Source organism: Alistipes shahii WAL 8301 (assembly GCF_025145845.1).
GTDB lineage: Bacteria > Bacteroidota > Bacteroidia > Bacteroidales > Rikenellaceae > Alistipes > Alistipes shahii.
Genome location: NZ_CP102253.1, coordinates 910,603 through 924,573, shown reverse-complemented (window position 1 = coordinate 924,573; position 13,971 = coordinate 910,603). Strand labels below are relative to the sequence as shown.

11 protein-coding genes and 2 pseudogenes are annotated in these 13,971 nt (G+C 47.7%); 6 read left to right on the top strand and 7 right to left on the bottom strand.

What is annotated here, in order from left to right:
• Positions 1 to 28: 28 nt before the first annotated feature.
• The 6 genes and pseudogenes from NQ492_RS03930 to NQ492_RS16255 form a co-directional block, all read left to right on the top strand.
• Positions 29 to 3,589: pseudogene (locus NQ492_RS03930) on the top strand (helicase-related protein); the annotation flags it as partial.
• A gap of 657 nt (positions 3,590 to 4,246) precedes the next feature.
• Positions 4,247 to 6,172: a tetracycline resistance ribosomal protection protein Tet(Q) gene (gene tet(Q) / locus NQ492_RS03925; RefSeq protein ID WP_004310568.1), complete on the top strand. Its 1,926-nt coding sequence runs from the start codon at positions 4,247 to 4,249 to the stop codon at positions 6,170 to 6,172.
• Positions 6,172 to 8,490 (top strand): hybrid sensor histidine kinase/response regulator, encoded by a 2,319-nt coding sequence (locus NQ492_RS03920; protein WP_004310567.1) that lies wholly within the window; start codon positions 6,172 to 6,174, stop codon positions 8,488 to 8,490. Before tet(Q) ends, NQ492_RS03920 begins: the two co-directional genes overlap by 1 nt.
• Complete coding sequence (locus NQ492_RS03915) at positions 8,483 to 9,805, top strand: sigma-54-dependent transcriptional regulator (protein ID WP_015548007.1); 1,323 nt, start codon at positions 8,483 to 8,485, stop codon at positions 9,803 to 9,805. The genes NQ492_RS03920 and NQ492_RS03915 overlap by 8 nt, the downstream gene beginning before the upstream one ends.
• A 282-nt stretch (positions 9,806 to 10,087) precedes the next feature.
• Positions 10,088 to 10,501: a dihydrofolate reductase family protein gene (locus NQ492_RS03910; protein WP_004310534.1), complete on the top strand. Its 414-nt coding sequence runs from the start codon at positions 10,088 to 10,090 to the stop codon at positions 10,499 to 10,501.
• A gap of 201 nt (positions 10,502 to 10,702) precedes the next feature.
• Positions 10,703 to 10,840: pseudogene (locus tag NQ492_RS16255) on the top strand (RteC domain-containing protein); the annotation flags it as partial.
• Positions 10,841 to 10,850: 10 nt separating this feature from the next.
• On the opposite strand, the gene NQ492_RS03905 reads toward NQ492_RS16255, so the two are convergent.
• The 7 genes from NQ492_RS03905 to NQ492_RS03875 are packed head-to-tail and all read right to left on the bottom strand — an operon-like array spanning position 10,851 to position 13,966.
• Positions 10,851 to 11,159 (bottom strand): hypothetical protein, encoded by a 309-nt coding sequence (locus tag NQ492_RS03905; protein WP_004311984.1) that lies wholly within the window; start codon positions 11,157 to 11,159, stop codon positions 10,851 to 10,853.
• A 53-nt stretch (positions 11,160 to 11,212) separates the two neighbouring features.
• Positions 11,213 to 11,458, bottom strand: coding sequence for a DUF6956 domain-containing protein (locus NQ492_RS03900; RefSeq protein ID WP_004311983.1), 246 nt, complete (start codon positions 11,456 to 11,458; stop codon positions 11,213 to 11,215).
• Positions 11,455 to 11,685, bottom strand: coding sequence for a DUF3873 domain-containing protein (locus NQ492_RS03895; protein ID WP_004311982.1), 231 nt, complete (start codon positions 11,683 to 11,685; stop codon positions 11,455 to 11,457). The genes NQ492_RS03900 and NQ492_RS03895 overlap by 4 nt, the downstream gene beginning before the upstream one ends.
• 19 nt (positions 11,686 to 11,704) lie before the next feature.
• Positions 11,705 to 11,962, bottom strand: coding sequence for a hypothetical protein (locus NQ492_RS03890; protein ID WP_004311981.1), 258 nt, complete (start codon positions 11,960 to 11,962; stop codon positions 11,705 to 11,707).
• A 24-nt stretch (positions 11,963 to 11,986) separates the two neighbouring features.
• Entirely contained in the window at positions 11,987 to 13,318 is a 1,332-nt protein-coding gene (locus NQ492_RS03885; protein WP_004311980.1) for a PcfJ domain-containing protein, read from the bottom strand.
• Positions 13,315 to 13,731 carry a PcfK-like family protein gene (locus tag NQ492_RS03880; RefSeq protein WP_004311979.1) on the bottom strand — a complete coding sequence of 139 codons (417 nt, stop codon included), beginning with the start codon at positions 13,729 to 13,731 and terminating at the stop codon, positions 13,315 to 13,317. The genes NQ492_RS03885 and NQ492_RS03880 overlap by 4 nt, the downstream gene beginning before the upstream one ends.
• A 13-nt stretch (positions 13,732 to 13,744) precedes the next feature.
• On the bottom strand, positions 13,745 to 13,966 hold the full coding sequence (locus NQ492_RS03875; protein ID WP_004291534.1) for a hypothetical protein: 222 nt from the start codon (positions 13,964 to 13,966) through the stop codon (positions 13,745 to 13,747).
• Between the last annotated feature and the right edge of the window lie 5 nt (positions 13,967 to 13,971).

The window sequence follows — 13,971 nt, the reverse complement described above, 5'->3', positions numbered from 1 at the left end:
CCGTCCAATATTTGGGGTGCACTTCATCGAGCGTCCCGTTTCCTTCTCGGTGGAGAGCCATGCCAACGTCGGCTCACCCGAAGAAGCCCTGTCTGCGTCGCTCAACAAGTTCGGTACTGTCAATCTCGACTATATGCGGGAGATAACCGACAGCACGGCGGAGGAGTTGCTTACAGCCCTGCAAGGACGCATCTACTACAATCCGCTCGTGACCGGTTACGAGATCAAAGACCGCTTCATAGCCGGAAACGTGATAGAGAAGGCGGAACGCATAGAGGCTTGGATGGGCGACAATCCCGACAATGAGCGTATGCCGGAGGTTAAGCAGGCGTTGGAGGCTCTGAAAGATGCCGAACCGCCGCGCATCGCCTTCGAGGATCTGGACTTCAATTTCGGGGAACGCTGGATTCCGACAGGTGTCTATGCCGCTTTCATGAGCCATTTCTACGATACCGAAGTGAAAATCGCCTATTCTCCGAGTCTGGACGAGTTTTCGGTGGCTTGCAGCCATAAGAACTTCAAGATATGGGATGAGTTCTGTGTCAAGGGTTATTACCGCAGTTACGACGGCATGAGCCTGCTGAAACACGCCCTGCACAACACTTGCCCCGACATGATGAAGTCCATCGGCAAGGACGAGCATGGCAATGACATCAAGGTGCGCGACAGCGAGGGCATACAGCTCGCCAACGCCAAGATTGACGAGATACGAAACGGCTTCTCCGAATGGCTGGAAGAGCAGTCGCCGCAGTTCAAGGAACGGCTGACGACGATGTATAACCGGAATTTCAACTGTTTCGTGCGCCCGAAGTATGACGGCTCGCACCAGACCTTTCCGGACCTTAACCTGAAGGGGCTGGCAAGCCGGGGTATCAGGAGCGTCTATCCCTCGCAGATGGATTGCGTATGGATGCTGAAACAGAACGGCGGCGGAATATGCGACCATGAGGTGGGAACCGGCAAGACGCTGATAATGTGCATCGCCGCACATGAGATGAAGCGTCTGAACTTGGCGCACAAGCCGATGATTATCGGGTTGAAAGCCAACGTCGCGGAGATTGCCGCTACCTATCAGGCGGCATATCCCAACGCGCGTATCCTGTACGCTTCGGAGAAGGACTTTTCGACTGCCAACCGTGTGCGTTTCTTCAACAATATCAAGAACAACGACTACGATTGTGTCATCATGTCGCACGACCAGTTCGGCAAGATACCGCAGTCGCCGGAGTTGCAGCAGCGCATTCTGCAAGCGGAGCTTGACACGGTAGAGGAAAACCTCGAAGTGCTGCGCCGGCAGGGAAAGAATGTGTCGCGGGCGATGCTGAAAGGCTTGGAGAAGCGTAAACACAACCTTGAAGCGAAGCTGGAAAAGGTGGAACACGCCATAAAGTCACGCACGGACGATGTGGTGGACTTCAAGCAGATGGGCATCGACCACATCTTCATAGACGAGAGCCACCAGTTCAAAAACTTGACTTTCAACACGCGCCACGACCGTGTGGCGGGATTGGGCAACAGCGAGGGAAACCAGAAAGCTCTGAACATGCTCTTTGCCATACGCACCATACAGGAGCGCACGGGCAGGGATTTGGGAGCGACTTTCCTTTCCGGTACTACCATCAGCAATTCGCTGACGGAGCTGTACTTGTTGTTCAAATATTTGCGCCCGAAAGAGCTGGAACGGCAGGACATCCGTTGTTTCGATGCGTGGGCAGCGATATTCGCCAAAAAGACGACGGATTTTGAATTTAACGTGACGAACAACGTGGTTCAAAAGGAGCGTTTCCGCTATTTCATCAAAGTGCCGGAGCTTGCCGCCTTCTATAATGAAATCACGGACTACCGCACGGCGGAGGACGTGGGCGTTGACCGTCCTAACAAGAACGAGATACTGCACCACATACCGCCCACGCCGGAGCAGGAGGACTTCATACAAAAGCTGATGCAGTTCGCCAAGACGGGTGACGCCACCCTGTTGGGCAGGCTGCCGCTTTCGGAAACGGAGGAAAAGGCGAAGATGCTCATCGCCACGGACTACGCCCGGAAAATGGCACTCGACATGCGCATGATAGACCCGCATTACGAAGACCACCCCGATAACAAGGCAAGCCATTGTGCCAAGATGATTGCGGAGTATTACCAAAAATACGACGCGCAGAAAGGCACACAGTTCGTTTTCTCGGACTTGGGGACATATCAGCCGGGCGACGGGTGGAACGTCTATTCGGAAATCAAGCGCAAGCTGACGGAGGATTACGGCATACCGCCAAGCGAGGTGCGATTCATTCAGGAGTGCAAGACCGACAAGGCGCGGAAGGCGGTGATAGATGCCATGAACGCCGGGACGGTGCGCGTGCTGTTCGGCTCCACCTCCATGCTCGGAACGGGTGTGAACGCACAGAAAAGGTGTGTAGCAATTCATCATCTCGATACGCCGTGGCGACCGTCCGACCTGCAACAGCGTGACGGACGGGGAGTTAGAGCCGGGAATGAGATTGCCAAGCATTTCGCAGGGAACAACGTGGATGTAATCATCTATGCGGTGGAGAAGTCACTGGACAGCTACAAGTTCAACCTCCTGCACTGCAAGCAGACTTTCATCAGCCAGCTTAAAAGCGGTGCTATGGGGGCGCGTACCATCGACGAGGGGGCAATGGACGAGAAATCGGGCATGAACTTCTCGGAATATATGGCGTTGCTATCCGGCAACACCGACCTGCTGGACAAGGCGAAACTTGAAAAACGTATTGCCTCGCTCGAAGGGGAACGCAAGTCTTTCAACAAGGGCAGGCGTGATTCGGAGTTCAAGTTAGAGTCAAAGACCGGCGAGTTGCGCAACAACACGGCTTTCATAGATGCCATGACGGAGGACTGGAACCGCTTTCTTTCGGTGGTGCAGACCGACAGGGAGGGCAACCGCCTTAATATAATAAAGGTGGACGGTGTGGATTCTGTCGATGAGAAGGTCATCGGAAAGCGTTTGCAGGAGATAGCGAAAAAAGCCACTACAGGCGGGCTTTACACGCAGGTCGGAGAGCTTTACGGTTTTCCGATAAAGGTGGTGAGCGAGAGGATACTCAAAGAGGGATTGGAGTTTACCGACAACCGCTTCGTGGTAGAGGGGAACTACAAGTACACCTACAACAACGGACATCTGGCAATGGCTGACCCGTTGGCCGCCGCCCGCAATTTCCTCAACGCTTTGGAGCGCATCCCCTCCATCATCGACCAGTATAAGACTAAGAACGAGGTGCTGGAACGTGAGATACCGCAGTTGCAGGAGATAGCGGGCAAAGTATGGAAGAAGGAGGATGAACTGAAACAGTTGAAGTCTGAACTTGCCGCCCTCGACCGCAAGATACAACTGGAGCTTGCGCCGCCAACGCCCGAAATCGCCGAAAAGGAGAACGAGGGGCAGCAGGTCAAGTCCAAAGCGGAAGACGCGCAGAACAGGCAGGCGCAGTATCCCGAAGATACATCGCCGCAGATACGCAGTCCTGTGGATAGTATCGTTGACAACCATGTCATAATCGGGCGTCCGGGGATGTATGCCAAGGAGGAAACCCGGTCCAAAGGATTGAAAATATAACCTTAGGAATTTTATCTGAAGTATTAATAGGGGCTATCCCAAAAGGTCTAAAAGTAAATTTTATCCTCTCTGCAAGTATCTGCAGGATGGCAACTGCATTTTTTCTTTTTGGGCAGCCCTTATTAAAATTTATTCTTATTTTAGGTTGTATACATTCATGTCCATTTATGTAAAAAAATTCCTGCTGACCTTGTTTATGTCTTGTCAGTCACCATTTGCAAAACCATATTTGACCCTCAAAGAGGCTGAATTTGATAAGTAACTTGCTACATACTCATAATAAGGAGCTAAATAGAACACGAATGGGAAATACACAAATGCCAAACTAAAGAAGATATTGGCCAAAATAAACGCTATACCGAGAGAGAAACTTGATTTTTCAACTTCCTAAAACGGTGTTGTTTAAACATTTCTACTTATTTGTACTTGCCAGTTGAACCTACGCTTCCCTAATAAAATGTCTATGGTAAAAAGTTAAAAAATCCTCCCGCTTTTGTTAGATATATTTTTTTGTGTAATTTTGTAATCGTTATGCGGCAGTAATAATATACATATTAATACAAGTTAGTAATCCTGTAGTTCTCACATGCTACGAGGAGGTATTAAAAGGTGCGTTTCGACAATGCATCTATTGTAGTATATTATTGCTTAATCCAAATGAATATTATAAATTTAGGAATTCTTGCTCACATTGATGCAGGAAAAACTTCCGTAACCGAGAATCTGCTGTTTGCCAGTGGAGCAACGGAAAAGTGCGGCTGTGTGGATAATGGTGACACCATAACGGACTCTATGGATATAGAGAAACGTAGAGGAATTACTGTTCGGGCTGCTACGACATCTATTATCTGGAATGGTGTGAAATGCAATATCATTGACACTCCGGGACACATGGATTTTATTGCGGAAGTGGAGCGGACATTCAAAATGCTTGATGGAGCAGTACTCATCTTATCCGCAAAGGAAGGTATACAAGCGCAAACAAAGTTGCTGTTCAACACTTTACAAAAACTGCAAATCCCGACAATTATATTTATCAATAAAATTGACCGTGCCGGTGTGAATTTAGAGCGTTTGTATCTGGATATAAAAACAAATCTGTCTCAAGATGTCCTGTTTATGCAAACTGTTGTCGATGAATCGGTTTATCCGATTTGCTCCCAAACATATATAAAGGAAGAATACAAAGAATTTGTATGCAACCATGACGACAATATATTAGAACGATATTTGGCGGATAGCGAAATTTCACCGGCTGATTATTGGAATACGATAATCGCTCTTGTGGCAAAAGCCAAAGTCTATCCGGTACTACATGGATCAGCAATGTTCAATATCGGTATCAATGAGTTGTTAGACGCGATCTCTTCTTTTATACTTCCTCCGGCATCGGTCTCAAACAGACTTTCATCTTATCTTTATAAGATAGAGCATGATCCCAAAGGACATAAAAGAAGTTTTCTAAAAATAATTGACGGAAGTCTGAGACTTCGAGACGTTGTAAGAATCAACGATTCGGAAAAATTCATCAAGATTAAAAATCTAAAAACTATTTATCAGGGCAGAGAGATAAATGTTGATGAAGTGGGTGCCAATGATATCGCGATTGTAGAAGATATGGAAGATTTTCGAATCGGAGATTATTTAGGTGCTAAACCTTGTTTGATTCAAGGATTATCCCATCAGCATCCCGCTCTCAAATCCTCCGTCCGACCAGACAAGCCCGAAGAGAGAAGCAAGGTGATATCCGCTCTAAATACATTGTGGATTGAAGACCCGTCTTTGTCCTTTTCCATAAACTCATATAGTGATGAATTGGAAATCTCGTTATATGGTTTGACCCAAAAGGAAATCATACAGACATTGCTGGAAGAACGATTTTCCGTCAAGGTCCATTTTGATGAGATCAAGACTATCTATAAAGAACGACCTGTAAAAAAGGTCAATAAGATTATTCAGATCGAAGTGCCCCCCAACCCTTATTGGGCCACAATAGGGCTGACTCTTGAACCCTTACCGTTAGGGACAGGGTTGCAAATCGAAAGTGACATCTCCTATGGTTATTTGAACCATTCTTTTCAAAATGCCGTTTTTGAAGGGATTCGTATGTCTTGCCAATCCGGGTTACATGGATGGGAAGTGACAGATCTGAAAGTAACTTTTACTCAAGCCGAGTATTATAGCCCGGTAAGTACACCTGCTGATTTCAGACAGCTGACCCCTTATGTCTTCAGGCTGGCTTTGCAACAGTCAGGTGTGGACATTCTCGAACCGATGCTCTGTTTTGAGTTGCAGATACCCCAAATGGCGAGTTCCAAAGCTATTACAGATTTGCAAAAAATGATGTCTGAGATTGAAGACATCAGTTGCAATAATGAGTGGTGTCATATCAAAGGGAAAGTTCCATTAAATACAAGTAAAGACTACGCCTCAGAAGTAAGTTCATATACTAAGGGCTTAGGCATTTTTATGGTTAAGCCATGTGGGTATCAAATAACAAAAGGCGATTATTCTGATAATATCCGCATGAACGAAAAAGATAAACTTTTATTCATGTTTCAAAAATCAATGTCATCAAAATAATGGAGCGGTCAGGAAATTTCTATAAGGCAATACGGTTGGGATATATACTTATCTCCATTCTTATCGGATGTATGGCATATAATAGCCTCTATGAATGGCAGGAGATAGAAGCATTAGAACTTGGCAATAAAAAAATAGACGAGCTCCGAAAAGAAATAAACAATATCAATATTCAAATGATAAAATTTTCTCTATTGGGTGAAACAATACTGGAATGGAACGATAAAGATATCGAGCATTACCATGCACGGCGTATGGCAATGGACAGTATGCTCTGCCGTTTCAAGGCCACCTATCCAGCAGAGCGCATCGATAGTGTGCGCAGTCTTTTAGAGGATAAGGAACGACAGATGTTCCAGATAGTCCGGTTAATGGATGAACAACAATCTATTAACAAGAAGATAGCCAATCAAATTCCGGTTATTGTGCAGAAAAGTGTGCAGGAACAGTCCAAAAAGCCAAAACGAAAAGGTTTCTTGAGCATCTTCGGCAAAAAAGAGGGAACGAAGCCAACGACAACAACGACTACGCTCCGTTCATCCAATAGAAACATGGTCAACGAACAGAAAGCGCAGAGCCGTCGATTGTCAGAACAAGCCGATAGTCTTGCTGCCCGTAATGCAGAACTTAACAGACAACTGCAAGGATTGATTTGCCAAATCGAAAAGAAGGTACAATCTGATTTACAAAATAGAGAAAGCGAGATAACAGCCATGCGTAAAAAATCATTTATGCAGATAGGCGGCTTGATGGGATTTGTTCTTTTGCTGTTGGTCATTTCCTATATCATCATACACCGTGATGCAAAGAACATTAAACGATACAAACGCAAGACAACGGATTTGATCGAGCAATTGGAACAGTCCGTGCAACAAAATGAGGTACTCATAACCTCCCGAAAGAAAGCGGTACATACTATTACCCATGAGTTGCGTACACCACTGACGGCAATAACCGGCTATACCGAACTTTTGCGGAAAGAATGCAATAGCGGTAATAATGGGCAATATATCCAAAATATACTGCAATCCTCCGACCGTATGCGGGATATGCTCAACACTTTGCTTGATTTCTTCCGCCTGGACAACGGCAAGGAACAGCCCCGTCTGTCACCCTGCCGGATTTCTGCAATCACGCACACACTTGAAACGGAGTTCATGCCTGTTGCCGTGAACAAAGGGTTGTCCTTGTCCGTGAAGACTGGACACGATGCCATTGTATTGACCGACAAAGAGCGAATAATACAAATCGGGAATAACCTGCTGTCAAACGCTGTCAAGTTCACAGAAGAAGGCGGTGTTTCTTTGATTACTGAATATGACAATGGAGTTCTGACACTGGTCGTTGAGGATACAGGTACAGGCATGACAGAAGAGGAACAGAAACAAGCGTTCGGTGCGTTTGAACGTCTATCAAATGCCGCCGCAAAGGAGGGTTTCGGGCTTGGGCTTGCCATAATGCGTAATATTGTGTCGATGCTTGGCGGAACAATCCGTTTGGACAGCAAGAAAGGGAAAGGCAGTCGTTTCACAGTTGAAATTTCTATGCAGGAAGCTGAAGAACAGCTTGGATATACAAGCAATACACCTGTTTATCATAACAATAAATTCCATGATGTTGTCGCCATTGACAATGATGAGGTATTACTTCTGATGCTGAAAGAGATGTATTCCCAAGAAGGAATACACTGCGACACTTGCACCGATGCTGCGGCACTGATGGAAATGATACGCCAGAAAGAATACAGCCTGTTGCTGACAGACTTGAATATGCCCGGTATAAACGGTTTCGAATTGCTGGAATTGTTGCGTTCGTCCAACGTGGGCAATTCACCAACAATCCCGGTGGTTGTGGCAACCGCTTCGGGCAGTTGTAACAAAGGGGAACTATTGGCAAAAGGCTTTGCCGGATGCCTGTTCAAGCCGTTCTCCATATCGGAGTTGATGGAGGTTTCCGACAGGTGTGCCATAAAAGAAACACCGGACGGGAAACCGGATTTTTCAGCCTTGTTGTCCTACGGCAATGAAGCCGTTATGCTGGAAAAGTTGATGACGGAAACTGAAAAGGAGATGCAGACAATACGGGAAGCGGCAACAGAAAAAGACCTGCAAAAGCTGGATTCCCTAACACACCACCTGCGCAGCTCGTGGGAGGTGCTACGTGCCGACCAACCGCTAAATGTACTTTACAGATTGCTTCATGGCGATGTACTCCCGGATGGTGAAGCGTTAAGCCATGCTGTGACTGCTGTGCTGGATAAGGGAGCAGAAATAATCCGGTTGGCAGAAGAGGAAAGGAGAAAATACGAAGATGGATAAGACAACAATAATTGTGGTGGAAGACAACATCGTGTATTGCGAATATGTCTGCAATATGCTGTCACGGGAGGGCTACCACACCATGAAGGCTTACCACCTCTCAACCGCGAAGAAACATCTGCAACAGGCGACGGATAATGACATCGTGGTTGCCGACCTGCGCCTGCCTGACGGTAACGGCATTGACCTTTTGCGCTGGATGCGAAAGGAGGGAAAGATGCAGCCCTTCATCATAATGACCGACTACGCCGAAGTGCATACAGCCGTGGAAAGCATGAAACTCGGTTCTTTGGATTACATACCCAAACAGCTTGTGGAGGATAAACTTGTCCCCCTGATCCGTTCCATACAGAAGGAGCGAAAAGCGGGACACAATCGTATGCCCGTATTCGCCCGTGAAGGTTCCGCCTTTCAGAAAATTATGCACCGCATAAGGCTGGTAGCCGCCACTGATATGAGCGTGATGATATTCGGTGAGAACGGCACTGGCAAGGAACATATCGCCCACCATCTACACGATAAGAGCAAGCGGGCAGGTAAACCATTCGTGGCGGTGGACTGTGGCTCACTCACCAAAGAGCTTGCGCCGTCGGCTTTCTTCGGACACGTCAAAGGGGCGTTCACAGGTGCGGACAGTGCCAAAAAAGGATATTTCCATGAAGCGGAAGGCGGCACGCTGTTTCTGGACGAGGTGGGCAACCTTGCGTTGGAAACCCAACAGATGTTGCTCCGTGCCATACAGGAGAGGCGGTATCGCCCGGTCGGTGACAAATCGGACAGGAGTTTCAACGTCCGCATCATCGCTGCCACCAATGAAGATCTGGAAGTCGCAGTGAGTGAAAAGCGTTTCCGGCAGGATCTGCTTTACCGCCTGCACGACTTCGGGATAACTGTTCCTCCGTTGCGTGACTGTCAGGAGGACATCATGCCGCTGGCGGAGTTCTTTAGAGATATAGCCAACAAAGAGTTGGAATGTAACGTGAGCGGTTTCAGTTCCGAAGCCCGTAAAGCGTTGCTGACCCATGCATGGCCGGGCAACGTGCGGGAACTTCGGCAAAAGATAATGGGAGCGGTATTGCAGGCGCAGGAAGGCGTAGTCACGAAAGAGCATCTGGAACTTGCCGTGACCAACCCGACCTCACCCGTCAGTTTCGCCCTGCGCAATGACGCGGAGGATAAGGAGCGGATATTACGGGCGTTGAAACAGGCAAACGGCAACCGGAGTGTCGCCGCCGAACTGCTCGGAATAGGCAGGACAACACTATACAGCAAACTGGAAGAATATGGACTTAAATATAAATTCAAGCAATCATAGCCCGTAATTCACTGAATTTGGCTATCTTTGCATAACATTTGAGAAAAAACGGCGATTTGCAGGAGCTTTTCGCCGCCGACATATAGAATAAGACCGCAAGGAGTTTCAGGCGTAAATCTGGTAAATTGAAACTGAAAGAAGCTAATTGCGTGATGCTTAAGCTATGCCTACGCATAGCGTGCAGTCACGCGTTTCTTTCAGGGGCTTTACCAGAGCCTACGCTTGAAGTAGTGTGGATTGCACGCTACTTTTTTTGCCCTTGCCTAACGAAAGGTAACGATTATGGGTAAAGTTCAGATTCTCGCCGTACTGACGATGGACGGATGTCTTTCTTCTGAGTTATATGATAAAGCACATCAGGATTTGTGCCTTGACCGTTGCGGTCTTGATGAAATCAGGGAGAAAGCCCTTTACCATGTCACACCGGACTATTCCATTTCAATGCTGCACGAATGGAGAAAAGACGGCACGAACATCCGCTACCTCGCGGAAGCCACACCGGACACGGCGGATTATATCAACGGACTGCTGCGGATGCACGCTGTGGATGAAATTATACTATACACCGTTCCTTTCATTTCAGGAAGCGGGCGGCATTTTTTCAAATCGGCTCTGCCGGAGCAACACTGGACACTCTCTTCGCTAAAAAGCTATCCAAATGGCGTATGCCGAAGTATCTACACCCTTGACAAATAAGCAAGACAGCCAAAATGTACGGCAGACATACAATTCTGTTTTCTGAAATAGAATAAATGTTCTGATTACGAACAATTTAAGCCCGTATAAATTCATTCCTTCTGAAAAATATTGAATTTTATACCACTGAAATCCAGTACCTTGAAAAAATCGGTGCCGGATTTTTTGTTTTCTGACACGTGTTTTGCCAATTATATTCATGTGCGCACGAAGAAAACAAAGTGTAATTTCAAAATTGACAGAACCATGAATTATTTCTTGCTGGCGGAAACAGACTTTTTCCGCCTGATAAACGAAGCCGGTGACTGCAATATGGAAACGGCATACACGGCTCTCGCCGCCCCGCCACTCAAAAGCGTGTGTAAAGTCCCGTCACCATCGTGAACATTTCCTCCAGCATATCAAAATAGATACCCTCGTGTACGGCAATGTCCTTTGTCTTGCACTCAAAGGTCTTTTTGCTGAATGTCCTGCGGTAGAAGCGCATATTGTAGAGGTCTGCCCCTTCGTCATAGATGATGTCAAGGCGGTTTGCGCTTGTCTTGTTCCTTGCAAGGCTCATCCGTAAGCCGTTGCCCATGTCGATGAAGTCACGGCTTCCCGTCATGGCGGTGAAGCGTCTTCCGCCTATCTGCTGTAATATCGTCTTTGCTATCATATCCTTTGTTTTTAGGGTTTTAAGGGTTGGCGGTGCGGACACCGCCAACACGTTCAAAATTCTCGTATCTCGGCAATGGGTGTCTGCCGTTGCAGCCATTCCTTCACACATTCCATATTGTACTCGCTCGTGATGACTGCCGTATGGCTGTCGGTGGCGGTGAAACGTGTGCTTTCGTAATCATCTATCCACCCTTTGAGGGTGTCCGTTCCCCACGCTCCGGCATCGTCAAAGATACCGTCCAATGCCGTGATAGGCTCGCTGAATCTGACTATCAGCGTCTGATAGGTCGTGTTCATCGGTTGCCCTCCTTTCCTGCTTTTGCGTCCAGCCACTTGTCCCTTGCGGTTCGGCACTCGTCCAAAGTGGGTTTGACACAAGCGAACAGTTCTCCGTCCGTGTGGCGGTAGTCATACTGCACAAGCGTCCGCCTGCGTCTGCCGATACCCGATTGGAAACGCTCGTATTTCTCCGTACCTGCTTCCGTGCAGGTGCTTATTCCGTTGATTGTCATTCGTGTTGCCATAATGTTGCTTTTTAGATGATTAAAAATGTACTGACAGAACTCTGTTCTTCATCACCATTTCGGGGTTGCTCGTGTAGCGTTGGTGCAGGTAGAAATGGTGAGAACCGAAGCCGTAAAGGAAGAACTTGTCAAGTTCGTGCTTCTCGGCAAATTCTTTTACACCTCTCCTTAATTCCTCCTCACTCGTTGCGAGAGTGAGGAGGTTTACAAATTCAAGGAACATCGTGGGGATTGCATCATCCCACACACAAATCATGCTTTCAATTCTTACTTCCATATCAATGTTGTTTTAGGGGTTATGCTATGCCGCTTTCATCCGCTCACGGATAAGGTTGGCGTTGCGGTTCACAAGGTCTATGATGCGCTCGTGATATTCGGTGTCCTGGTTGTGCTTGCCGTGGCACTGCACCACTTCGAGGGTTCGCAAGTCCACCTCTACGGTTTCAATAATCTCATCGCCAATCCTTGCCGAGAGTATGAGGGTGTCGGCTTTCTTGTAGTATCCACTGCCAAACACGCAGATGCCCTGCGTCTTGCCCTCGTTGTAATACTCGTCTATGCTTTCAAGCACCTTGACGATTATTTCCTCGTCCGTGATTACCAAGCCGAAGAATTTGGATTTGTTGGCGATGAAATCCTCCGCATCTTTCTTTCGTTGGAGTTGTCGCTGTTGCTCACGCTCACGCCTTTCAATCTCCCAACGGCGTTGCTCTGCGGCTCTTTCCTTCTCGTGTATGGCTTCAATCTTTCGGGTTGCGTTGTCGTGTGCCGCCATGAAATCTTCGGGACAGATGTTCTTCGGGTTACGGAGGTCTTGACCGAGTTTTTTGAGCATACGCAGATAGTCGCACCACATTGGGAAGTTGTCTATCTGATACTTGTGACGCTTGGCAATCAGATATGATGCCCAACATTCATCGGCAGTACGGGCATTGAAAAGGAAGTGTTTCATGACCTCAATCTCACCGCCTTTCATAAGGGTTTCAATTCGTGGGTCGGAAAGCAGAGCCTTGAAAAGACGCACGGGGTAAATGCCGTGGAAATCGCCCTTGAAGCCGTTACGTCTGAGTTGGGGCAATATCCTCATCTTTGGATATGCACAGCTTCTTGCCACCACATCATCGTATAGGCTGTTGTGCGGTCTTACCTCCATATCGCTGCCTAATGCCCACACATCGCAGTAGCAGAAAAGGAAGCCACGGAGCAACGCCATATCCGTAACCTTGCCGTCGGGTGAAATCCAACGCTGCACGACCTCGTGGCAGTAGAAACGCATCGGTTCGCCTTTCCTGCTCTCGCATCTGACCTGCGCCACGCGGATTACCTGATACCCTTTGCAGGTGGTTATCACGCTGAAATACTGCGTTTCCTTGTAGATGCGTCTGCGTGTGTCCTGCACTTTGAGTTCGGCATGGCATTGGGGGCAGGTGCAGCCTTCAAGGGTGTCGCATAGTCCGCTGTCGCTGTGCCACTCGTGACCGCAGTCGGAACAGGTGATGTTCCCTTTCTTGGTGCGGTAGCCGATATGCTCAACGCAGTGGCGGTATGCCCAATCTATTTGTGTCGCTGATATGGGGCGAAGGTTGGCGGAAAGTCTTGCCACCTCTTTCTGTATCTTGGTCTTCGGTTTCATAAGCCTAAATCAAATAATGAGGGTTGGGGTTGGTTTTCTTTTCTCGCTGACGTTCTGTGGCGGTTCTGCAACTTGCGGAGTTCCTCCTCTTGGTATTTGCGGACAGCGTTCTGACGTGCCTCCGCCTTTTCCTCTGCCGTGAGTTCCACAACATGGTTCACAACCACTTGGCAGTCCATCGGTTTGCCCACCTCTATCTCGTTTTCCTCATAGTAGTGGATGGCTTGCCCGAATATCTCTCCGTCCGTGAAACCGTTGCAACCGCTTTTCTGCACATAGTTCAGAATGTGGGTCACGCACTCGTCCATATTCTTGGCAGGGTTGCGGTACTTCTTTGCAAATAGCGCATCTTCCTCCGCACGCTGTTCCAAGTACATATGTATCGTTCTCTTGAAATGGTCTGTTCCTTTCATATCGCTGTCATTTTTAGATTATCTGTTTCAGTATCTCTCTCCAATAGGTCGGCTCTACCTCGCTGAGAAGGAAGTCCATGAAATCCCTCCGTGCGTCCTTGTTCAGTTCGTGGTACAATCTTCGGAAAGTTTCAAAATTGCCGTTGATGTACGTTTCCACCATATACACGAAGATGTTGTCCACCTCGTAATATCTGCACTGCTGCGCTGCCGTCTTGCTGTTTCTCTTTGCCATGTCGG